22 protein-coding genes are annotated in these 21,905 nt (G+C 60.6%); 10 read left to right on the forward strand and 12 right to left on the reverse strand.

The features are described 5' to 3' along the window. Nucleotides 1-96 precede the first annotated feature (96 nt). Nucleotides 97-441, forward strand: coding sequence for a hypothetical protein (locus A5481_RS28435; protein ID WP_156311931.1), 345 nt, complete (start codon nt 97-99; stop codon nt 439-441). Here A5481_RS28435 and A5481_RS28440 read toward each other — a convergent pair. The 6 genes from A5481_RS28440 to A5481_RS28460 form a co-directional block, all read right to left on the reverse strand. Beyond that, a complete protein-coding gene (locus A5481_RS28440; RefSeq protein ID WP_048435163.1) occupies nt 428-676 on the reverse strand; it encodes a hypothetical protein in 249 nt (82 codons plus the stop codon). The two genes, A5481_RS28435 and A5481_RS28440, sit on opposite strands and share 14 nt — an antisense overlap. A gap of 66 nt (nt 677-742) precedes the next feature. Beyond that, nucleotides 743-1,075, reverse strand: coding sequence for a DUF736 domain-containing protein (locus A5481_RS28445; protein ID WP_048435164.1), 333 nt, complete (start codon nt 1,073-1,075; stop codon nt 743-745). A 696-nt stretch (nt 1,076-1,771) separates the two neighbouring features. Then, nucleotides 1,772-2,173 (reverse strand): type II toxin-antitoxin system VapC family toxin, encoded by a 402-nt coding sequence (locus A5481_RS28450; RefSeq protein ID WP_048435165.1) that lies wholly within the window; start codon nt 2,171-2,173, stop codon nt 1,772-1,774. Between the two features lies 1 nt (nt 2,174). Further along, complete coding sequence (locus A5481_RS28455; protein ID WP_048435166.1) at nt 2,175-2,417, reverse strand: type II toxin-antitoxin system VapB family antitoxin; 243 nt, start codon at nt 2,415-2,417, stop codon at nt 2,175-2,177. Nucleotides 2,418-2,545: 128 nt separating this feature from the next. Then, nucleotides 2,546-2,716 (reverse strand): hypothetical protein, encoded by a 171-nt coding sequence (locus A5481_RS34825; protein ID WP_167350077.1) that lies wholly within the window; start codon nt 2,714-2,716, stop codon nt 2,546-2,548. Nucleotides 2,717-2,870: 154 nt separating this feature from the next. Further along, complete coding sequence (locus A5481_RS28460; protein WP_082173224.1) at nt 2,871-3,266, reverse strand: hypothetical protein; 396 nt, start codon at nt 3,264-3,266, stop codon at nt 2,871-2,873. Between the two features lie 155 nt (nt 3,267-3,421). Here A5481_RS28460 and A5481_RS34285 point away from each other — a divergent pair, with 155 nt between their 5' ends. Both A5481_RS34285 and A5481_RS32930 read left to right on the forward strand, forming a co-directional pair. Next, a complete protein-coding gene (locus tag A5481_RS34285; protein WP_156311932.1) occupies nt 3,422-4,402 on the forward strand; it encodes a phosphoribosyltransferase-like anti-phage protein in 981 nt (326 codons plus the stop codon). A gap of 5 nt (nt 4,403-4,407) precedes the next feature. Beyond that, complete coding sequence (locus tag A5481_RS32930) at nt 4,408-5,043, forward strand: NADAR family anti-phage protein (protein ID WP_082173225.1); 636 nt, start codon at nt 4,408-4,410, stop codon at nt 5,041-5,043. A gap of 470 nt (nt 5,044-5,513) precedes the next feature. Here the strand turns inward: A5481_RS32930 and A5481_RS35765 are convergent, their stop codons facing one another. After that, the gene (locus tag A5481_RS35765) at nt 5,514-5,642 is read right to left on the reverse strand and encodes a hypothetical protein (protein WP_280946576.1); all 129 of its coding nucleotides are present in this window, start codon (nt 5,640-5,642) and stop codon (nt 5,514-5,516) included. A 188-nt stretch (nt 5,643-5,830) separates the two neighbouring features. On the opposite strand from A5481_RS35765, the gene A5481_RS28465 reads away from it, so the two are divergent. The 5 genes from A5481_RS28465 to A5481_RS28480 all read left to right on the forward strand — a co-directional run bounded on the left by A5481_RS28465 (nt 5,831) and on the right by A5481_RS28480 (nt 13,050). Continuing rightward, complete coding sequence (locus tag A5481_RS28465; RefSeq protein WP_048435167.1) at nt 5,831-6,262, forward strand: hypothetical protein; 432 nt, start codon at nt 5,831-5,833, stop codon at nt 6,260-6,262. Nucleotides 6,263-6,537: 275 nt separating this feature from the next. Next, nucleotides 6,538-6,831 carry a DUF4279 domain-containing protein gene (locus tag A5481_RS32935; RefSeq protein WP_082173226.1) on the forward strand — a complete coding sequence of 98 codons (294 nt, stop codon included), beginning with the start codon at nt 6,538-6,540 and terminating at the stop codon, nt 6,829-6,831. A 539-nt stretch (nt 6,832-7,370) separates the two neighbouring features. Further along, complete coding sequence (locus A5481_RS28470; RefSeq protein ID WP_156311933.1) at nt 7,371-10,790, forward strand: DEAD/DEAH box helicase; 3,420 nt, start codon at nt 7,371-7,373, stop codon at nt 10,788-10,790. Nucleotides 10,791-10,903: 113 nt separating this feature from the next. Continuing rightward, nucleotides 10,904-12,547, forward strand: a complete 1,644-nt coding sequence (locus A5481_RS28475) for a phospholipase D-like domain-containing protein (protein ID WP_342447348.1) — start codon at nt 10,904-10,906, stop codon at nt 12,545-12,547. A gap of 233 nt (nt 12,548-12,780) precedes the next feature. After that, a complete protein-coding gene (locus tag A5481_RS28480; RefSeq protein WP_048435169.1) occupies nt 12,781-13,050 on the forward strand; it encodes a hypothetical protein in 270 nt (89 codons plus the stop codon). Nucleotides 13,051-13,475: 425 nt separating this feature from the next. On the opposite strand, the gene A5481_RS28485 is transcribed toward A5481_RS28480, so the two are convergent. From A5481_RS28485 to dctA, 5 genes are all read right to left on the reverse strand, one after another. Then, entirely contained in the window at nt 13,476-14,549 is a 1,074-nt protein-coding gene (locus A5481_RS28485) for a tartrate dehydrogenase (protein WP_064504456.1), read from the reverse strand. Between the two features lie 37 nt (nt 14,550-14,586). Next, entirely contained in the window at nt 14,587-15,552 is a 966-nt protein-coding gene (locus A5481_RS28490; protein ID WP_048435171.1) for a 2-hydroxyacid dehydrogenase, read from the reverse strand. Nucleotides 15,553-15,608: 56 nt separating this feature from the next. After that, entirely contained in the window at nt 15,609-16,229 is a 621-nt protein-coding gene (locus tag A5481_RS35455) for a VOC family protein (RefSeq protein WP_245238960.1), read from the reverse strand. A gap of 89 nt (nt 16,230-16,318) precedes the next feature. Continuing rightward, nucleotides 16,319-17,482, reverse strand: coding sequence for a mandelate racemase/muconate lactonizing enzyme family protein (locus A5481_RS28495; RefSeq protein ID WP_048435172.1), 1,164 nt, complete (start codon nt 17,480-17,482; stop codon nt 16,319-16,321). A 61-nt stretch (nt 17,483-17,543) separates the two neighbouring features. After that, nucleotides 17,544-18,878 (reverse strand): C4-dicarboxylate transporter DctA, encoded by a 1,335-nt coding sequence (gene dctA, locus A5481_RS28500; protein ID WP_048435173.1) that lies wholly within the window; start codon nt 18,876-18,878, stop codon nt 17,544-17,546. Between the two features lie 126 nt (nt 18,879-19,004). On the opposite strand from dctA, the gene A5481_RS28505 reads away from it, so the two are divergent. Both A5481_RS28505 and A5481_RS28510 read left to right on the forward strand, forming a co-directional pair. Then, nucleotides 19,005-19,925 carry a LysR family transcriptional regulator gene (locus tag A5481_RS28505; protein ID WP_425339749.1) on the forward strand — a complete coding sequence of 307 codons (921 nt, stop codon included), beginning with the start codon at nt 19,005-19,007 and terminating at the stop codon, nt 19,923-19,925. A 250-nt stretch (nt 19,926-20,175) separates the two neighbouring features. Next, nucleotides 20,176-21,828 carry an NAD-dependent malic enzyme gene (locus tag A5481_RS28510; RefSeq protein ID WP_048435175.1) on the forward strand — a complete coding sequence of 551 codons (1,653 nt, stop codon included), beginning with the start codon at nt 20,176-20,178 and terminating at the stop codon, nt 21,826-21,828. Nucleotides 21,829-21,905 lie beyond the last annotated feature (77 nt).

The following is a 21,905-nucleotide window of genomic DNA, read 5'->3' on the forward strand; positions in this document are numbered from 1 at the left end:
GCCGCCTGGTTGCCAGATCGATAAAGAAATTTTGCTTAAGATTGCAATAGACCCGCACGGAATCCCCTGCGGAAGGCAAAGACGATGGGGACGGCCTTGGATCGGACGAGCGGCGAAGGTGAGACTCTGGAGCAGCGCACTCGCGCAATCCATCGCCTCTATCTCAAGGCCTTGATGCGGCTCGATGCTCTGGCTACCGCTGATGGGCCCGCCGCCGGCGTGTGCGAGAGCGAGTACGCGACCGCGCAGGTCGAGCACAAGCTTCAATTCCATCGGCTGAACGTGCTGCTCGTACAGCTCGGCTACGTGCCAAAGGATCTGGCGACGCGCGCCGAGATCCAGCGGGAATTGGCGGCGCAGACGCCCCGGCCGGGACGGCGTCGGCCGGAGCGGACGACCCGCGCGGCGGCGCGGGCCGAGATGCCGGTCACGTCAGCTTGATGAGAGCGGCGAGAGCGCCGAACATCGCCACGAAGCCAGCGGCCGTGAGGCTTCCCAGACGCACGGTGATCTGGAGTGTCTGAAGCTCGAGGGCGACGCGCAGATCATCCTTCGTGACGATCTCGTGCATGATGAACTCCCGGGCCGCTGCGGCGTGCGCCTCGGCGTGGTCGATGGGAATGCCCGCCTCGCGCAGGGCCTTAGAATATCCGAGTGTATCGAACGCGTAAGCCATGGAGTGGGCTCCTTTTTCGTCGCAGGTCCGGCCCCGCCGCGATCGGCGGGGCCGTGAGAGCCGGGGTCAGTCCTGGCGGCGGCCGTTCGGGCCGTTGGAGCGGGTCCAGACCAGCGAGTGGGTCCTGCCGTCCTCCTCGGCGAAGAGGCGGGCGTAGAGGGGACCCGTCAGGCTCGGGTCGTCGATCTTGATCGAGATGTAGTCCCGGCCCTCGTTCGACCGCTTGGCCCACCCGGCGCCGATCTCGGCCTTGCCGAGGTAGATCCGGTGGGTCGGCCCCTTCTCGGCCATGCGCTCCGTCTCCGCCTGGATCGAGACCTTCTTGGCCTGGATGGTGAGGGTGGTGATCTCGCCGGAAAAGCCGTTCTGGGTCTGGGTGAAGGTGCCGATGGTCGCCATGGTCGTGATCCTCTCATCCGGTTGCTCTTGGCCGCGCCCCTGCGGCCTCGATGGCGTTCGTCGAGCCGGAGGCGACCGGCGCCGCACCTGCGCAGCGGGCCGCAGCGTCAGCGGAGGATGGCGAGGGACGGTTTTCTTGTTGCGCGAGGAGACGCCGTGAGGCGGCGGGGAAGAAAACCGGCATCCGGCGTTGCGGTGGTCCCGGGCGCCCCGGATAGAACCACCCATCACCGAGGCCTCTGGGCTGCGGCTCAGACCCACCGGATCGCGGGAACGCCTATGCCTTAGGCTCGAGTGAAGCGTCCTGACAGCGACGGTTCGGGAGTACCGCTTCCCGGTCCCGGGTCATGGACCGCATCCAGGGGACGCTTCGCGGTGTCCGCTCCGCCCCCTCCCGTGCCACCGTGAAAGGGCCTGACGACGGGCCGGTCGACCTTTCAGCGAGGCGCGAGGGTGCTACTCGTTCGAGCACGAATGCCTAGAATGCTGCGCTTGCTAAGTAACCTATTGCAACGCAGCATGGACACTCCCTCGACGCCTGCCTTGGGACGGAAGGATCGCCGACCATGATGCTCAAGGGCTTCTCGTACCTAATGATCGGTGTGCTCGTTGGTGGGCTGGCCATGACAGCTATTGGCACGGCCAGTCATCTCCTCGGCTTGTAGCCGATCGAGCCGAGGAAGCGTGGACCAGGCGTCAAAGTGCGATCCTGAGGTCTGTGTGGACGAAATCACGGCCTTTGAAGAGGATTGGGGAGCGGTAGTACGCAGCGCACGCATACGACAGGCAGTCGGCAAAGTTGAGTTGCGCCGGATGGCTCCGCCCCTTGCCATAGGTATCATAGGCATCGACGGCCCGGCGAGCGATGGCGTCACCGATCGAAACGACGCTGATCCCCGCCGCAGCCAGGAATGCGTCGTACATCTCCTGTGCGACACTGACCGGAACGCCAAGGATGCGCGCCAGGTTGATCGTCGCTTCCAGACGAACGTGCGGCGCGGTTTCCCGGCGCTTAGCGGCCTCGATGCAGGCGAGGAAGCTCGCCGCCTCGGGCTCGTCGGCCAAGATGGCGACGACAGCGGACGTGTCGATGAACACGTCAGCGAGCCCAGAGGGCGTCGCGTTCGGCTTCGCTCAACGGGGGGGCGGGTGGCCGGTCCGCCTTCGCTATGGCCGCAGCCCGGATCGCAGCCACACGATCGATCAAGGGCACGGCCTGTTCGGCGCGCTTGATCTCGCGCTGCAAGGCGAGTTTGATAGCTGCGGTGAGATTGGGTGCGCCGCTCGTCCTCATGACGGTTTCGGCGAGGGTTCGAACCTCCTCGTCCCTGATGCTGAGCATAGCGGCCTCTCGTCCATACAATTTTTGTATATGCGTATTGGCATCGACTGTCCATACAGCTCGGATACGGGGTCTCTTACGACGCCGTGCTGGCGGCAGGGCATGTAGCGCCCTGCCCGGCGCGAGGATCACTCCTCGTAGGGGTCGAACTCGGTCAGGACGTCGGCCGGATCGCCCTCGTACTCGTCCGAGGTCACGACGCCGTAGCCGGCCTCGGAGCGGAAGACGGTGACCGGGACCATCAGGGAGGCCGCGAGGCTGTGGGCGTAGCGGTTCGCGAGGGTGAGATCGGTCGCCATCGGGGTCTTGCTCCTGACGGAGCGGGGGCGATCCCCGCTCGACAGCGCCCCAGGAGGCCGGGAGCGGCCGCGATCACCGCGTAGGCGCAGCCGCAGCGGCCGCCCGCTTGCGGAGCGGACCCCTTGAGGGTTGATCGTGGAAGGCCGCGACGGCTTATCGGGGTTGCTGCGAGAGAGCGGGGTCGTCCACCGCCGACCGGGCGCGACATCGACATGACACCAGTATCATAGCGGTGGGCCGCACTCCGACGAGGGCGATTTCCTCGACCAGCTCGGCGCCGTCGCGGGTGAGCCCGGCGATCTCGGCCCTGGCATGGATCCCGTAGGTGTCCGGCCGGCACGGGAAGGGTTGTCGGGTCCAGCGCGTGGTCACGCCGCCGGCGATCATCCGCTCGGCGAGGTCCCGGGTTAGGCGCGCGTCGTAATCGGCGATCGGAGTCGCCGCATCGCGAAAGCCGTAATGGGCCGAGAGGAAGGCGACCTTGGACCGCCGGCCATCGGGATCAGGGCGCTTGGTCACCGAGCAAGCAAGGACGAGAAGGCGGGCCATGACCGTGCTTTCGCGGCGGGGGCCGGGGCCTCTCTCCAAACTACCCACCCCGCCTGAAAGCCTCGTCTCACCATTGGCTCTGGTCCCTCATTGACTTCAGGTTGCCACTGGCTTCTCCAAACGCCATCTTGTGGTTGGATACTGCAGGGGGGAGCATGAGCGAGCGCAATAGGTTGCTGCGGGCGATTGCAACGACGATCAGTGACTACCAAGCCGGCACATTTCCGACACCGACACCTGAGCATGTTGAAAATTGGATTAACAATTTTTCCAAAGACGTCCAAGAACCTATTTTAAATGAAGTTGCTCATGTCTTCGAAAAAACTTACTTTTCTAAAATTCGTGTCAGGGGCATCATGAAGGGTCTCGTTCGCCACCCTGGATGGACCGCCGGTGATCCGCCTACGTTCTGGCGACAAGTAAATTTTCTTAATATACAACCGCGAGGCAACAGCCAGAGAGAACTTCTGACTGTTTTTGACAAAAAATTAAACAGTGAATGCGGGTTCTCCATAGAAGATTGCGGGCATGGAAATAAATATTTCTACCTTGACGATGGCTTGTTTTCTGGAGGCCGGATCGGCATGGATCTGGAAAACTGGATTGTTGGGTCAGCTCCACAACGGGCCGACCTGTTAATTGCAGTCATTGCCCTACACACACAAGGTCATTATTTTACTAATCAGAGTCTAAACAAGGCGATCGCTCGATCGGGCAAACAGATAACCTTAAATTGGGCTCACTATATCGCAATAGAAGACGGTCTTCACAAGGCATCTCATTCAGACGTATTGAGACCAACGACGCCCGGTATAGATCCAGATGTAAATGCGTACGTCGCACAACTTGGAAAGCCGCAAACATGGCGAACAGGCAAAAGCATTGGACCCAACAAATTTTTTTCGTCGAGTCAAGGGCGTGAGTTACTTGAGCACGAATTTCTCAAAAAAGGCGTTGAAATTCGCGGAATGTGCCCTTTACTAAATATTTATCAACGTCCTTTAGGAAATACCACAATGAGGACATTCGGATTTGGAACTCTATTCGCTACATACCGGAATTGCCCTAACAACGCACCCTTGGTGTTGTGGGCAGGCGATCCGTGGTACCCTCTGCTCCCGAGGATAACGAACTGACCGTCATGGCCAACGCCGATCCACGGACCTATCGCGCCGACGAAGTGGTCTCGTTCCGCAAGACCGGGGAGGAGTTTGGAGGCCTGTCCAATATGGCGCCCGGCTTTCCAATCCGAATTTCTGGCGTATTGGTACGAACCTCGGAAGCCCTGTATCAAGCGTGCAGATTTCCACATCTGCCCGAAGTGCAAAAGCTCATCTTGGGTGAGGCAAGCCCGATGACGGCAAAGATGCGCTCCAAGCCCTACCGAGACGACAGCCGCGAGCAATGGGACAATCTACGAGTTCCCATCATGAAGTGGTGCCTTCGTGTCAAGTTGGCGCAAAACTGGATGAAATTTGGCAATCTCCTACTTCGAACGGAAAACAAATCAATCGTTGAGGACTCTCGGAAAGATGACTTCTGGGGAGCAATAAAAGGACAAGGCGGAGACTTCCATGGGAGCAACGTCCTCGGTCGTCTCCTAATGGAGTTGCGAGAAAAGTTTAAAAACGACCCTGAAAGTTTGATGTATGTACCTCCTGTAAAAATATGCGATTTCAAGTTGTTGGGTCAAGAAATACCAGAATTGTCAGCAGATGTCATTTCAAATAACGATCGACATAATTCATTTAATTCCAGATATACTTTGCGGCTATAGGACTTGTCATAGGGATTTGCAATAATTAGTGCAGCCGGCAGGGTATGGCGACCTAATATGCGAGAGTTGGTGCGCTGTAGAGAGGAAGGGGCTGGGCTTCAAGGGGCATCGATCACTTGCCCCCTCTTACGAGACGGCGAACCTTACGATCAGGGTGGTAGAACATCGTCTGACCAATTGCCGACACCGACTCACTGACCGGCTCCGACTCAGTGGCATAGCCTATGTGGCGCGCGGCATCCTCGGTCGGGGCCACCCGCCACGACCGCACAAGCGGAGTGATCCCCGCGAGAGTACTCGGCCGAGCAATCCTTTGTCAGCTCGGCCATGATCGCCTCCAGCTGCTCAGGCGCCTCGGCGCGCTTGCGCGCGAGGAGAGCGGCGCGCACCTCGTCCCCGGCGACAGCCGCCTGCAACAGCCCGTGAGCAGCGCATCGGCTTTCTCGCTGACGGGCACGAGCGCAGTCCCGTCAATGCGGCGGCACAAGGGATCCCCCCGCGCGGGTCTGGATACGGATCGGGCGCCCGCCCACCTCACCGTCGAGATAGGCGATGTCGCCGTTCTTATGGGTGCGCAGCGTGCGCGTAGCGGTGATCATTCGCGACACTGGCGCGGACTTCGTAATAGCTCACCTCACCTCGAGCGCCGCCGTCTCTCTCGAAGGACGGCTAGGCTCGCAAAGCCCCGGCTCTCCTCTCGCTCCGGACCCGGAGAGGAAATTTACATCAGAACATGGCCAGAAGGGGGGATTCGCCCTTAACTCGGCCGTGGTAGCGTCGCCGCACTGTGCCGATCCGCCCCGAACACCGCCAATTCTACCCGATCGACTGGCCGCAGCTCTCGGCGGTGATCCGCTTCGGCCGCGCCGGCGGGCGCTGCGAGGCCTGTGGGCGCCCGCACGGTGAGTTGATCGTCTGCCTCGACGGGGGAACCTGGTACGATGCCGCGGCCGGGCACTGGCGCTCCGGCCGCGGCCGCACCTTGCGTCGAGAGCCCGGCCTCGCGGTGCTGGCCACCGCTCGGCTAACGATGCCAGTTCTAGCGACGTGCCACCGCGAGCACGACACCAGCCTCAACGGCGACCGTGATCTCGCAGCCTGGTGCCAGCGCTGTCATCTGATCCACGATCGGCCCGAGCACCTGCGCCGCCGGCGTCTGACTTATCGGCGCCGGCGGGCCCTCGGCGACCTGTTCGAGGGGCCCTATCCGCTCATCTAAGAAGACAGAAAAGCGAGGGTGCGGTCGGCCGACTGTCTCCGTCTCCAGGGCGGAACTGATCGTCGCCACCCGGTCCCGCCCGCCGCGCTTGGCCGCGCACAGCGCCGTCCGTTAGTCATTCCAACCCTAGCAGACGTAATTGGCGGGCCATAGCAGTGTTCACTGCGGCACGCCCTTATAAGCGGCTGGAATAACGAACGGTCCCGCGACGTGCAGCACATACATTCCGAGTTAGGTGTTTTGCGAACCTTTATGGCTGCGCCATAACCGGCAACATGCCTGAGCTTGCTCGTGTCACGGTCGCTCTACGTATCTTCGGCGACGGCCTCGATCCGGATGAGATCACGCGTCTGCTCGGCATTGAGCCTACGGGATTGGCGCGTAAAGGCGACGTCCATCATACGGCATCCGGTCGTGAAGTCGTCGCGCGGTCCGGGTTCTGGCGTCTCAATGCTGGCGTGCCCGGCAGCCTCAACACGCAGATCGGTGCGCTACTCACCAAGCTCACGAGTGACCCGACCATCTGGCGCGAACTGACCGAGCGCTATGAGTGCGATGTCTTCCGCTGACTGAGCGAAGGCTGCTGGGGTTGGCCTGTGGACCTCAATCTAAAGACACCGCGATCCGATCCGGCGATACCTCGAACGGACTGATCCAGATTTGCTCGCCGTCGTCCTGGCCCTCGACCGGAACACGCCTGGCGACCTCGGCGGGCGCGCCTTCGACCCGGAACCGTAAGCTGCCCCCTTCATCGATCCGGCGCACCAGGGCGGTCAGGGCCTGCGCGGCGAGCCCGTCCCGGCCGGGGAAGGCAGTGGCCAGCAGGTGATGAGCACAGCCCGCTCCCGCGGCTCAGGTGCACGCCATTTGGCGATTTCACCCCACGGCACCAGCCACCAAGGCTGAAAGGTCGCCTTCGTGCGTCTCATGCCCAAGCCTACTTGGTTATACCTTTGAAAAATTATATCACACCGGATTTGCTTGGACCCGGGGATAGAAGTGCACGATCGCCTTTACCCGGAGGCCGTTCCGGGTATGTTCGAATTAGCGCGGCCGTTGCCGACAGGCAAGATCGGCAGTCCGCTGAGCAAGATCGAGGATCAATCTCGTGAAGCACCGCTCTCGCAAGCCTTCTCTACGAAATCTGGGCGATCGCTTCAAGTTCTCTGATGACTCTCTACGAGCCGCTGGCGGAGCCCTTGCGTCACGACTAAATCCTGCGACTGATTTGGAAACTGGCGAGCAGTATCTTGTTAGGCTGTTCACAAAGACTGGCACGTCCATTGATAGGGATGTTCGGCAGCTTGTTGATGGCGGAATGCGTCGCATTCGCCGCGTATTCTCGTCGCGACGAGCGAAAGAGGTCCTCGTTGAGATTATCGAGGTTGTAGAAGACGAATATGAGCTTGGCATTGTTATGCTCGATCCCGGATCTCCGCTGCTAGGATTGCCACGCACAACCCTGGCGAGGCGCCAGTCATGCATGACAAACAGTGGTCGTCGTGATTTTTGGCGAAACATATCTCGGGTTGTCGAGGGTCTCACCTATTGTCATGATGCAGGCATTGTACACGGTGCCATCGACGAGTTTGCGATCTTCGCTGGTGACGAACAGGTACCGACCTACAGACTAGGCGGTTACGAGGCCTGCGTGCATATCTCCGCCGAAGGCTTGACTCCATCCGAGATGTCTCTTCGATCGTCCAAAGCTGTTTCGTTCCGTCAGGATCTGGCCGACTTGGCTAAGGTGATCCGCTCGACCCTTGGTATAGCGCAGCCGGACGAACCTGTTTTGACGAGCATCGAGCGTCGCATGCTGGCTAGAATGACTGACCCACCACATTTTCAGCTCTACGATAGCCACATAGCTTTGGAGGATTTGGCTGAAGTCATTGAAGAGCTTGGCCAATTAGGCACGAACGTAGAAGGGGAGCTCGTACTTTATGCGCGTCAGGACATCCTGCGGAGTGACCTTCCATCGTTAGCCTCAGGTGCAATCCCAGCAGACGACACGGAAGCGGTCATGCGTTTCGTCGCGGACGACCTGCTCGGACCCGACACTCGCGCAGGTATCATTGACGCGCGCACGATCCGCCTTGTGACAGATCTTGCGACGTACAGAGTCGAGATGGTCGAAGATCGGATTGGCGTGATCACGCGTGGCGCGAAGCGTCAACCACACGACGCAATCGCGGACGCATTCGAGATCAAGCGACGCATCCATTTGGCGAGGAACCGTGGCGCCGCGGGCGAGCGCGTCCGAAGGCTCGGCAATGGCGCTCTATTGTGGTCTAGCCTGCGCCAGAAGCCAGTGGCAGCAGCTACGTTCGACGACCCGCCGTCGTGGCACGCGCTGATCCTGCTGGAAGCCTTCTCTCTCCTGAGGCAGCAGTTTCGGACCTTCCCAGTCGAGGTGTTGACGCCTCCTCGGGATCAATCCGATCTTGTGTGGATTGCCCCCCGCGGCGACGAGGTGCGGGACGCACAACGGAAGCGGTTGAAGCTGCCACCGCTAGGCATCGCTCTCGACCGGGAGATGAATCACGATGAGGGTCGTCCAGACTGGACTGTCTCGGCCAGTGACACGCTCGGTCGGCCAAGGGAGAGGCTTCCAGAGCTTGCTTTGGAGAAAATCTCAGAAGTTAATGGGCGTATTGCCTATGCGTTCAGGTCGAATGAACCCCTTCTGCCTGAGCAAGACCTATTCCTGCGACCCCGCACCGAAGCGGGCACCGAAGGCGCGATCCGGCGCCGGCTGCAGAACGTCGTCGCAGCGAGGGCAAACGTCGAGCTTCTAAGAGCGCTCGACGACCCCACAACAGTAGCGATCGATGACGCACTGCGGTCGGTTGCGGCTCCCGGCGATCCGCCCAAGGGGCTCGATGACTCGAAGAAGGACGCCTGGGAGGCCATTACAGCTGGTAAATCGATCAGCGTGGTTGTCGGACCGCCAGGAGTTGGAAAGACCTATCTTGTTGCGCAACTACTCAAGAGCATTCTACTACAAACTCCAAGTGCTCGTATTTTAGTATCGTCTCAAAACCATGAGACACTTATTGCAATGGAACATGAGCTGAAGAAGGAACTAGCACCTCTCGGAAAAATCGTAGTGCGCGTGCAAAAGTCTGATGTAGATACTGATGCAACGCTGCTAAGACAGAACTCTCGCAACGTACTTGAGACAATATCACATCCAAATATATCTGGCGCACTCATCAATTCCTTCCATGAAATCCGGGTTGCATTAAAACCGACAGACGAGACCGAGCGAGCCGTCTCGGAGCGGGTCCTGCGCGATACTGATAATTTGCTGCTGCGCTCAGCCGACGTAACCTTAGCGACAACGTCATCGCCTTTTGTCGAAGACATGATCGCGGATGGCGAGCAATTCGACTGGGTATTTGTTGAGGAAGCCGCACGCGCTAACGGCACCGAGCTGATTGGATCGCTTTTGCTCGGCAACCGACGCGTGATGATTGGTGATCATCGACAACTATCACCGTTCGAAGTCGCCGAAAGAAAAAAATTCTTTGAACCATTTCGCGCTGAGGAACTGCTGAAAGATGGAGCTGAGCGCTTACTATCTATTCCGGATCTACCTCCAGAGGTCGATGCAACTCTAAAAATATTAAGGGAAAGCAACTCTTTATTGATCGATGTGTTGGCGGCCGCTACCCGCATGGAGGAACCTTTTCGCTCCATTGCAGAGCGCGAAGAGGAGCGTGAGATCGAGACCGGCCGCCCGAGCCCAATTGCGAAGACGCTGTTGGAGCAGAGCCGAATGCATCCAGCAATCTGCCAAGCCGTTTCCCACACATTCTACGGCGGCAAACTCGTTCCATCCGCTCGAGTGAAAGAGAGAACAGCAACAGTTGGATCACACGGCGGTTTTCCAACCTCGCCGCTCGTCGTGCTGGATCTTCCCCCACTGAGCACAACTCGTCTTCGGTCCTTCGAAAAACGCAATAGGAAGGAGTTGTCGAACCCCGCCGAGGCGGCGGCCTTGGTCGACGCGCTCTTGGGTGTGCGTCCGGAAGCGGCTCCCAAAGACAAGCCGCCGAGTCTCGTTGTGTTGGCAACATATACTGGGCAAGTCAAACTACTTGAGCGCCTTCTGAACTCTCGGGTAACCCTCGATGGGCGCCTAGGTGGTTTCGTTTCGCCACGAGGCGACGGGCGTTTCGTCTACACAAGCGATAGTTTTCAGGGCAGTGAGGCGGATGTCGTCCTGGCGAGCCTTGTGCGCAACAACGCGATGGTCGGCAGACCGGCGTTAGGATTTCTCAGTAATCCTCAGCGTCTCAATGTCCTTTTGAGCAGAGCAAGGCATAAACTCATCGTCGCGACGAGTCTTCAGTTTCTATCGAATGTGGTCGATGGAACTGATCCCGACAAGATTGGCGGCGAACTGGGTTTCATCCGCGTGCTGGTCAATGAGTTGCGTGGGCAGGCCGCCGAGGCGGCCGATAAGGGGCCGCGCGGCGTGACAATCCTACCACGGGACGAGCGCGGGAAGGCTGTGAAATGACAATTTACATTGCAGCTTGGCACTACCGAGCGCGAGTTGTCGTCCAACGAACCTGGGGCTGGAGTCCGGTCGAAGAGCTTGTGCTCCTGCATCTCGACGAAACTCCAGGTCCGATGGAGTCCATCAAGGCTCGACTAGGCCTCAACTCTCAAGTCGTTGGAGCAACCTTATCACGTCTGATGCGGTTCGGCTTGATTGAATTACGAACATCTCCCGTACCTGTACTTGCTACCAGCACGCTAGGACAGCAGCTAATCAGATCAGGGCAACCTCTTCCCGAACGAACTGTTGACCGCGAGATACCCATCAGCCTAATCTACGAACGGGTAGGTCAATCCGTATTTCGCCGTCGTGACGTAGATTTCGTGCTGGAGCGGGATGTCGGGCAACTGGCTTATGCGGTCAGGTTCTCCCGTGATGAGCGTGATGAGACCGACGAGACGATGGCTCTCCGGGTTGGTCGTTTCATGGCGGGATCAATGCGGCCAGGCGAATGGCTCCGCGGTGTGCGCGCTATCAACTCCGTTCTGCGACGGGTTTATCTTAAGATTGATCTCAACGACGCGAAAAACGGAGTTTTTCCCAAGAACGCGAGCGACGAGCTTGTTGCCGCTCTTCGCGCCACCGTCTCAACCGGCAGTTTGCCTTCGCTCGCGCATCAGGATCGCTCACCTCCTCCTCCCATCGAGACGGAGTTCGACGCTAGTAATTTTCTTGTTGGATCAGCCGAACATGTCGATCGCTTCGTTGAAATTGTCAATAAAGCAACACAGGACGTATTTGTCCTGTCAACCTTCGTCGCATCACAAGCAGATGAGAAGGGGCGGGAACAGCGTGATCGAATCATCGACGCCCTTGACAAGGCCATTAAACGTGGGGTCACTTGCCATTTATTTTTTGGGACATCACTCGATGAGAATGCAAAACATGCTCATGCCATGGAGGAGATCCGGGTTAAATTAGAGGCTGGCGGGCGCTCCCGAGGATACCTCAAAGTTCATCGCGACCCAGTAAGGAGCCACGCCAAGTTTTTGGCCGCTGATGACGGGGCAGGTGGGGCAGTCGTCGTAATTGGCTCGTGCAATTGGTTGTCATCGCCATTCCTAGCGGTGGAAGTGTCAGTACTTCTCAGGGAGGCGGGAGCTGCGGCAGCCGCCCTCGACGTCTTGCGTGCGATTGTGGCACCCCTTCACGATGCCAGTCGCTCCCGGGAAAACCTTCGGTTCATGGCGGCCGAGTTGCGACGGTCAATCATAGAAGTCGGTCGTCATCGTATGGAGCCATCTGAAATTCTGAAAGCGCGTTTCTCTGTAGTTTATTCCGCCGACCACGACGCCCTGCTCCGGAGAGCAGCTCACGATGCGAAAAAACGCTTCATCTGCTGTACTCATAGGCTTGGTGCCCCGATGGTTCCAGCGCTGTTCACGCCAGCAGAAGTCGCAGGCCGTCGCCTTGAAGATGTTCGGGTCCTTTATTCACGTCAGACAGGGCCCGTAAAACGTCGACATGTCTCTGAGCAGCGCACACGCCTTCACGGCGTGGTGGATGTAATAGGTGTACGCGACCCCCAGCTTCACTGCAAATTTCTACTATGGGATGACGACGATGTTGTGGTAAGTACGATGAATTGGGGGTCGCAATCAGGTCGAGCCGACGACCCTATGGACGAGATTGGCATCCATCTAGAAGGTCCTGGCTTGGCGGCAGCACTCCTTGATCGAGTTGAACAGCTGCTGCCCGAGGCTGACGATCCATAGTGTTCGGTCTTAACGCATACGTACCGTCGACACCGTCCTGCAAACGCGGTCGCTATCATCAGGGAGTCGACGGAGCCGAGCCGATCGTTCGAGCATTTTGTTCGATCGATCCGCGTGTAGACCCAGCGGATGGGGTGCCGTGCCACGTGCGCGCACGTCGAGGTATCCGGTTGGCACTCCGACAGCCCCTAAGATAGATCCGTCGTCCCCGCACGGGGCGGGTGGGAGAGGGCATGGCCTCCACCAGCCAGAGCAGCGCCGAGTTCCTTGCCATCATGCTAGAGAATGCCGAGCTTCGGCTGGCGCTGGCCACGGCTCAGGACCAGTGCGTCGAGCTTGCGGTCATAGCGGGTGAGCTGCACGGCGAGATCGAGGCACTGAAGCTTCGCATTGCGGAGATCGAGCAGGGCCAAGCTGGGGGCGGAACGACGCCCCTGGTCTCGCGGTCGGATCAGGCGGGCGATCACAGCCAGAGCCTGCGACCGGCTACCGAATTGGGGTAAAGGCCGGCAGGCCAGGGCTGCGATGTAATGGCGAGGAGCCAGGGCAGCTGCCCCGCCACCCGATCTGATCACGGGCTGGCGGGGAGGGTCGTCCATCTCACGCTCGAGCCGGTATGCAACGTGGCTCTGCGGCAGAATGCGGGCGGGAGCTTAGCGAAGGCTGAACCGGCGGATTGGCGCGAAACTTGGATCGGGACCGGATCGGCGCATTCGAACAGGGCCGCATTGCACACAGAGTGGGACGAGGGCCGCGCGATGCGGTCGTCACCCGCAGGGCCGAAACCCGGCACGGGGTTCGGGGAGCGAAGCGAGTAGGACGCGGTTCCGCAGGAACGCGCCCCTCCTTTCGAGACCAGGCTCGCCGAAACTCGTGCCGAACGGCATGGCATCGGTGCACCTGGCCAAGTAGCAGGGGAAAAGGTCTATTAGCTCAAGGCTTCCTCGACCGCCCTTCCGCAAGCCTCGGTATCGGCGTTGCCGCCGAGGTCGCGGGTGCGCAGAGTCTGCTCGGCCAAGACCCGCTCGATGCCGGCAACGATCTCTGCAGCGGCCTCCTTCTCCCCGAGGTGCTCCAGCATCATCGCACCGGACCAGATCTGGCCGATCGGATTGGCGATGCCCTGGCCAGCGATATCCGGCGCCGAGCCGTGCACAGGCTCGAAGACAGAGGGATGAACGCGCTCGGGGTTGATATTCCCGGACGGTGCAATGCCGATCGTACCGGTACAGGCGGGGCCGAGATCAGAGAGAATGTCACCGAACAGGTTAGAGGCTACGACGACATCGAACCGGTCGGGATTAAGCACGAAGTGCGCCGTCAGAATATCGATATGATACTGATCCCATTTTACATCAGTATAGCACTTGGCCATCTCTCGCACTCGCTCGTCCCAGTACGGCATGGTAATTGATATACCATTCGACTTAGTGGCCGAGGTCAGGTGCTTTTTCGGACGACTTTGAGCGAGATTGAAAGCAAACTTGAGGATCCGATCGACGCCATGGCGCGTCATGATCGTCTCCTGAAGCGTGAACTCCCGCTCCGTGCCGGCGAACATTCGTCCGCCCGCATTGGAGTATTCTCCCTCGGTGTTCTCACGAACCACCCAGAAGTCGATGTCACCGGGTTTGCGGTCGGCAAGCGGGCACGGCACGCCGGGCATCAGCCGCACCGGGCGCAGGTTGATGTACTGGTCGAACTCGCGCCGGAACAGGATCAGGGAGTTCCACAGCGAGACGTGGTCGGGGATCTTCTCCGGCCAGCCGACGGCGCCGAAGAAGATCGCGTCGTGCCCGCCGATCTGCGCCTTCCAGTCCTCCGGCATCATCCGGCCGTGCTTGGCGTAGTAGTCGTAGGACGAGAAGTCGAACCAGTCCTGCTGCAGCGTGAAGCCGTGGCGCTTGGCCGCCTGCTCCAGCACGCGCACGCCCTCCGGCACCGTCTCCTTGCCGATGCCGTCCCCGGGGATCACGGCGATGCGGTAGGTGCGTGACGTCATGGATTTTACTTTCTGCGCGGTAAGCTCTGGCAAGACATCAACCGGGGTTCAGCGGCCATGGCGTCTCGGACACCGGCGTGATTGGCCCTTGCCCGGAAAACCAGGCAATCAAGTTGTCCACGAGCAGTGATCCCATCGCCCCGCGGGTGTGATGGGTGGCCGAGCCGACGTGCGGAAGCAGCACGACGTTGTCCTGAGCCGTCAGGGCGGCGGGGACCCGGGGCTCGTCAGCAAACACATCGAGGCCAGCAGCTTGGATGACGCCCCGTTGCAGAGCATCAATCAGCGCAGGCTCATCGACCAGGCTACCCCGAGCCACGTTGATCAGGACGCCATTCGGCCCCAAGGCTGCCAGTACGTCCGCGTTGATCAGGTTAGATGTGCTGGCATTGCCAGGCGCCACTACAATGAGCACGTCGGTTGTCTGTGCCAGCTCAAGGATGCTGTCGCAGTAGGCGTAAGGCTCGTTGGGGCGGCGCGTCCGGGTATGATAGGCGATCGACACACCAAATCCGTCGAGGCGGCGGGCAACGGCTTGGCCGATACGACCGAGGCCGACGATGCCGATGCGACGCCCACGTAGAGAAGCCGTCAGCGGGAAGCTCGCGCCGGTCCAGGCTCCGGAACGCAGATAGCGGTCTGCCTGGGGGATGCGCCTGACCACCGCGAGCAGCAGGCCGAGAGCAAGGTCGGCAACTTCCTCGGTGAGCACATCGGGCGTGTTGGTGACAATGATGCGGCGCTGCTGGGCAGCAGCGACGTCGATCGTGTCGTAACCAACGCCGAAATTCGCGACGATCTCCAGGCGTGGCAGCTGTGCAAAGAGTTCTGATGTGGCTGGCGCTTGGCCACCGACCACGACAGCACGAATGTCGTGTCCGACGGCCGCGATGAAGGCACTCCGGTCCGCCGCCTGATCCAGGCGATGCAGAGTGAAATGTTCCTCTAGCGCTCTGATCGTATCAGGCAGAATAGCTTTGAGCAGCAGGACGTCTGGCTTCATGGAAGATACTCATCTGATCCGGGCCGTGAACCGCGCAGCGAAAGCTGCTACCCTGTTCAGGACTTGGCGGATCGCTGCAACAATTCGATAGTGACGCCATCAGGACCTTTTATAAAGATCGTCCGTAGATATGGATTTACGTCATTAATTCCTGAAATTATCTCGATATTATGCTGCTTAACATATAAATAGGCTTGCTCGATATCGTCGACGGCAAGGCCTATATGCTCAATACCCAGGTGGTGTGGTGCTGCAGCAGGCGTTGTGTTCTCTGGTGCTTGCTCGATAAAGATGGTCACGCCGCCTAGAGAGATTGTCATGCGGGTGATGATCGGGGACCCGTCACGTCGAATTTCTTGAGCGCCGAGAATATCGATGTAGAAGTGCGCTGCCGCTAAAGCGTCTCGGCTGCGCAGATGGATGTGATCGTAGCGGACGTTCATGAGTGTTGGAGTCCTGTCGATCCGGTCGGCCCGTCGCCAGCGCAGCGATGTGCGGGACAGGCAACCTCTGTGTTCCGCCAGCCCTCGGCGCTCTAGCTCCAGACACACCGCTAGTGTGGCTGGGTTTCGCTCTTCACTTGATATGCCCGCCCGAACTTTGACTACCGATGTACTCATGAACTCGTCGGTCAGGGCGTTTAGCACAGCCTGTTCAACATCGTTGAGCAAATACATGGTCGGGCAACTGGATCTTAAGCGTTGCGGCCCTGTACTTCCAGCAAGAGGCGGGCGGCGCAATTTGCGCCGCCCGCTTCACAGACGCCTTACTCAGCCAGCTCGCGCATGACCTTGATCAGGTCCGACTTGCCCTCGAAGCCGATGCCCGGCAGTTCCGGCATGACGATGTGACCGTTCTCGACCTTCACGCCATCCGGGAAACCGCCGTAGGGCTGGAACAGGTCGGGGTAGCTCTCGTTGCCGCCGAGCCCGAGGCCGGCCGCGATGTTGAGCGACATCTGGTGACCACCGTGCGGGATGCAGCGGGAGGGCGACCAGCCGAACTGGTGCAGCACGTCGAGGGTGCGCAGGTACTCGACCAGGCCGTAGGAGAGCGCGCAGTCGAACTGCAGGTAGTCACGGTCGGGGCGCATGCCGCCGTAGCGCAGGAGGTTGCGGGCGTCCTGGTGCGAGAACAGGTTCTCGCCGGTGGCCATCGGGCCGGGGTAGTACTCGGACAGCGCGGCCTGCAGGGCGTAGTCGAGCGGGTCGCCGACCTCCTCGTACCAGAACAGCGGGTACTGCCGCAGCATCTTGGCGTAGGCGATGCCCTGCTCGAGGTTGAAGCGGCCGTTGACGTCCACGGCGAGCTGCGCCTGCGAGCCGATCTCCTTCAGCACGGCCTCGATGCGGCGCTGGTCCTCGTCGATCGGCACGCCGCCGATCTTCATCTTCACGACGTTGTAGCCACGGTCGAGGTAGCCGCGCATCTCGGCGCGCAGCTGGGTGTCGTCCTTGCCGGGGTAGTAGTAGCCGCCAGCGGCGTAGACGAACACGCGCGGGTTGGCCTCGACGCCCTTCTGCTCAGCGAGCAGGCGGAACAGCGGCTTGCCGGCGATCTTGGCGGTCGCGTCCCAGATCGCCATGTCGAGGGTGCCGACCGCCACCGAGCGCTCGCCGTGGCCGCCGGGCTTCTCGTTGGTCATCATCGCTGCCCACAGCTTGTGGGGGCAGAGGTTGTCGCCGGCCTCGTTCAGCTGGTCCTTGGTCTCCAGCTCCAGGATGCGGTTCTTGAAGCGCTCGCGGATCAGGCCGCCCTGGCCGTAGCGGCCGTTCGAGTTGAAGCCGTAGCCAACCACGCGGCGTCCGTCGCGCTCGACGTCGGTGACGACGGCCACGAGGCTGGCGGTCATCTTCGAGAAGTCGATGTAGGCGTTGCGGATGGGCGAGGAGATCGGCTTGGTGACCTCGCAGACGTCGACGATACGCATGGGTGTTCTCCTGTAGGGGTTCTAAGAGGATTGGACGGGGTGTTCAGGCGCTGCCGGAGCTCTAGTGGGCAGCGACGACGGGACGGGGCAGGGCGGCAGGCTCGGCTTCCGTCTCGGGGATGACGTCCTCGGCCGCGACCTCGGCCCGGTTGAGGTAGGCATCCTCGGCCTTGGCTCGATCGAAGGCGCCTTCCCATTTGGCGACCGCGATGGTGGCGACCGCATTGCCGATCAGGTTGGTCACCGCCCGCGCCTCGTTCATGAAGCGGTCGACGCCGAGCAGCAGCACCAGGCCGGCAACGGGGACAGTGTGGATGCTCGACAGGGTGGCGGCGAGGGTGACGAACCCGGCGCCGGCGACCCCAGCCGATCCCTTGGAGGTCAGGAGCAGCACGCCGAGGACAACGAGCTGGTCGCCGAACCCGAGTGGCGTGTTGGTGGCCTGGGCGACGAAGATCGCCGCCATGGTCAAGTAGATGCAGGTGCCATCGGCGTTGAAGGTGTAGCCGGTGGGCAGCACCAGGCCGACCACGGACTTCTCGCAACCCAGCCGCTCGAGCTTGGCCATCATGCGCGGCATGACGGCTTCGGTGGAGCAGGTACCGAAGGTGATCAGGATCTCGTCCTTGAAGTAGCTGAGCACCTTCGCGAGCGAGAAGCCGGTCCAGGAGCAGACCGCGCCGAGGACCACGCCGACGAACAGGATCGAGGTCGCATAGACACCGAGCATGAGGTAGGCGAGCGACCAGACCGTGCCGAAGCCGTACTTGCTGATGGTGAAGGCGACGCCGGCACCAGCGCCGATCGGGGCCAGACGCATGACCATGCCGACGATGCGGAACAGCGAGTCGAGCAGGCTGTCGATCACCACCACTACGGGCTTGCCGCGCTCGCCGGCTTGGACGAGGGCCAGGCCGAACAGCAGCGAGATCAGGATGATCTGCAGCATGGCGCCCTTGGCGAAGGCGTCCACCATCGTCGAGGGAATGATGTCCATCAGGAAGCCAACCATGCCGGGCTGAGCCTCGGCCCGTTTGGCATAGCCAGCGATCGCACTGCCATCGATGTGCGAGGCATCGATGTTCATGCCCACGCCGGGCTTCATGACGTTGACGACGACGAGTCCGATGATGAGCGCCAGGGTGGAAACCACCTCGAAGTAGATCAGTGCCCGCACACCGATGCGGCCGACCTCCTTCATGTTGCCCATTTTGGCGATGCCGACGACGATGGTGCCGAAGATCACCGGCGCGAGCAGCATCTTGATCAGCTTGATGAAGCCATCAGCAAGAGGCTGCAATGTGATGCCGATATCGGGCAGGAAATACCCGATCAAGCCACCCAGGATGATGGCTATGAATACCTGCACGTAGAGACGGCTAAGCCATATTTTCATGGCATCCCTCCTCCCTATTTCGTTCTTGAGGGGATGTTCAAGCGAAACCCTCTTGTAGTGGCTTGGGAGGTGCCATACGGCTGGACACGGCCCCTGGGCCAATGCCATGTTCGGAATGCGCTATGCGTGAATGGCATCGGCATGGAACTGGACTGGCTGAAGGACTTCCTGGCCCTCGCGGAGCAGAAGACATTTTCGCGTGCGGCCGAGGTGCGGCACGTCTCCCAGCCCGCCTTCAGCCGGCGGATCCGTGCCCTCGAGGACTGGGTCGGCACATCCCTGTTCGCGCGGGGAGCCCAAGGCACCACGCTTACGCCGGCCGGCACGCATTTCCAGCCAGCGGTCCACGATCTCATCCGTGGGCTTGAGAAGGCTAGGCGGGACACACGCGCCGTCGGCGCGCGGGATACAGCGACGCTGTCGATCGCAGCGACTCACGCACTCTCGTTCACGTTCTTCCCGAACTGGATCCGCGGACTGATGCGGACCCAGGCACTTGGGACGCTTAACCTCATCTCGGACAGCATGGAGGCCTGCGAGCAGATCCTGCTCTCGGGTGAGGTGCACTTTCTGCTGTGCCATCACCATCCGGAGGCACCGACCCGCTTCGAAGCCGAGCGCTTCCCGAGCCTTCCGGTGAGCTCTGACGTCCTCGTTCCACTCTGCGCACCCAGCCCCGAGGGCCACGCGATGTGGCCGCTGCCGGGCACGTCAGCCGCCCCGCTCCCCTATCTCGGCTACAGCCAGGCGTCAGGACTCGGTCGCATTCTGGCGGCTTGCCAGGATCGGGAGCTTACGCACATGGCCACGGCACTGACCTCGCATCTGGCAGCGACGCTCATGACGATGGCGCGTAACGGGCATGGGGTGGCATGGCTGCCGCAGACCGTAGCGGCGGACGATCAGGACCGCGGCCAGCTTGTACGCGCCGGATCGGAGATATTCGACGTACCAATTGAGATCAGGCTGTTCCGGTCGCTTGAGTGCCGCAACCAAGCAGCAGATGCTCTTTGGGAGCATCTCAGCCAGACAGCCATTAGCGCGTAGAAGGACGCAAATGTCTTCGCGGCTGCGGCCGGTGGATCCCAGCCTGAAATCCGAGGTTTCCTTGGGTGGCCCTTGCCCTGAAAGGTAATGCGCGGCGCACATAACGCGATAACGAACTGGCATTGGCCCTTTCGCCCTGCTGTCGTTAATGAGCATCAAACGTGCGCAACCCGGCATTGACCGGGCGTGATTGGCTCGCTTCCCAAGATTAGAAGTGTTGCTCATCATTCAATCAAGGGGGGATGCGACCATGAGCGCGGTGCGCAGTGGGCTGGATATTCTTCGAGATCCGCTACGGAATAAGGGAACTGCGTTTTCGGAACACGAACGCGACAAGTGGGGCCTTCATGGCCTGCTTCCCCCTGTCATCGCATCGCTCGATGAGCAAGTTGCACGGCGCCTTCAGGCTTACCGCAACTTTCCGAACGACTTCGACCGGTATGTCTTCCTGAGAGGCCTACAGGATAGCAACGAGATCCTGTTTTACGCCTTATTGAGCCGGCATCTCGAAGAGATGCTACCCGTCGTCTACACACCTACCGTTGGCCTCGGGTGCCAGTCGTTCAGCGAGCATTTCTGGAAGCCACGCGGCATCTTCCTGAGCTACCCGCATAAAGATCGGATGGTGGAAATCCTTTCCAGCCCGCGCTTTGATGATGTAGAAGTCATCGTTGTGACGGACGGCGAACGGGTGCTAGGTCTCGGCGACCAGGGCGCTGGGGGTATGGGTATCTCGATCGGCAAGCTCGCCCTCTACACGGCTTGCGGCGGGATCAATCCGGCGAAGACGCTGCCACTGTTCCTCGACGTGGGTACCGACAACCCAGAACGACTGGCAGACCCGCTCTACGTCGGCTGGCGCCACGAGCGCGTTCGTGGTGAGGAGTATGACGCCTTCATCGAAGCGTTCGTCGAGGCGGTGAGGCAGCGTTGGCCCAATGCCCTGCTGCAGTGGGAGGACTTCGCCCGACACAACGCCACGCGTCTCTTGGACAAATATCGCGACCGGCTGTGCACCTTCAACGATGACGTGCAGGGCACGGCGGTCGTTGCGGCCGGTACGCTCCTGGCGACCGGCAATGTGACGGGCATTCCGATCAAGGACCAGAAGATCGTCGTACTGGGCGCAGGCGGTGCTGGCTGCGGCATCAGCGCCCTGCTCCTACGGGCGATGATCGAGGATGGCCTGAGCGAGGCCGAAGCCCGCTCACGGTTCTATCTGGTGGACCGCAATGGGCTCCTGGTCGAAGGCATGCCGGAGCTACTGCCGTTCCAGGAGCCCTTCGTCCAACCGCGAGACGTTGCCGGGCAGTGGCAGCTTGACCGAGCAGGCTTCGTTGGCCTGGCTGATGTCGTCCGCAACGTCCGGCCCACCACGCTGATCGGCGTATCAGGACAGCCGGGCGGGTTCCCGGAGCAGGTCGTGCGGGACATGGCTTCTGGCGTCGAGCGGCCCGTGATATTCCCGCTGTCGAACCCGAATTCGCGGGCAGAGGCCACACCGGCCGATATTCTAGCCTGGACGGACGGCCGGGCGGTGGTCGGTGTCGGCAGCCCATTCCCCCCCGCACCAGTAGGCGACAGGCTCAAGCGCATCGACCAAACGAACAACTCCTACGTCTTTCCCGGCATCGGCCTTGGGGCGATGTCTGTCAAAGCACGACGAATTTCCGATGGCATGCTGATGGCTGCAGCGCGGGCGCTTGCATCCGTTTCGCCGACATCTAGCGACAAGGATGGCAACCTCCTGCCGCCGGTCAACGAGTTGCGCCAGGTATCCCTTCGCGTGGCGGAGGCAGTTGCAAGGCAGGCTATCGCCGAGGGCTTGGCCAGTGCCACCACTGACGATCTCAACCTGACCATTGAAAACAACATGTGGCACCCCGGATACGCTTCAATTTAGATTGCGTAAATCATCGTCACTTTGAGCGCTATGGGACGTGTCGCGGACACCGTCCCGTGGAACCCGGTCCCGTTGAT

Source organism: Methylobacterium platani (assembly GCF_001653715.1).
Lineage (GTDB): Bacteria > Pseudomonadota > Alphaproteobacteria > Rhizobiales > Beijerinckiaceae > Methylobacterium > Methylobacterium platani.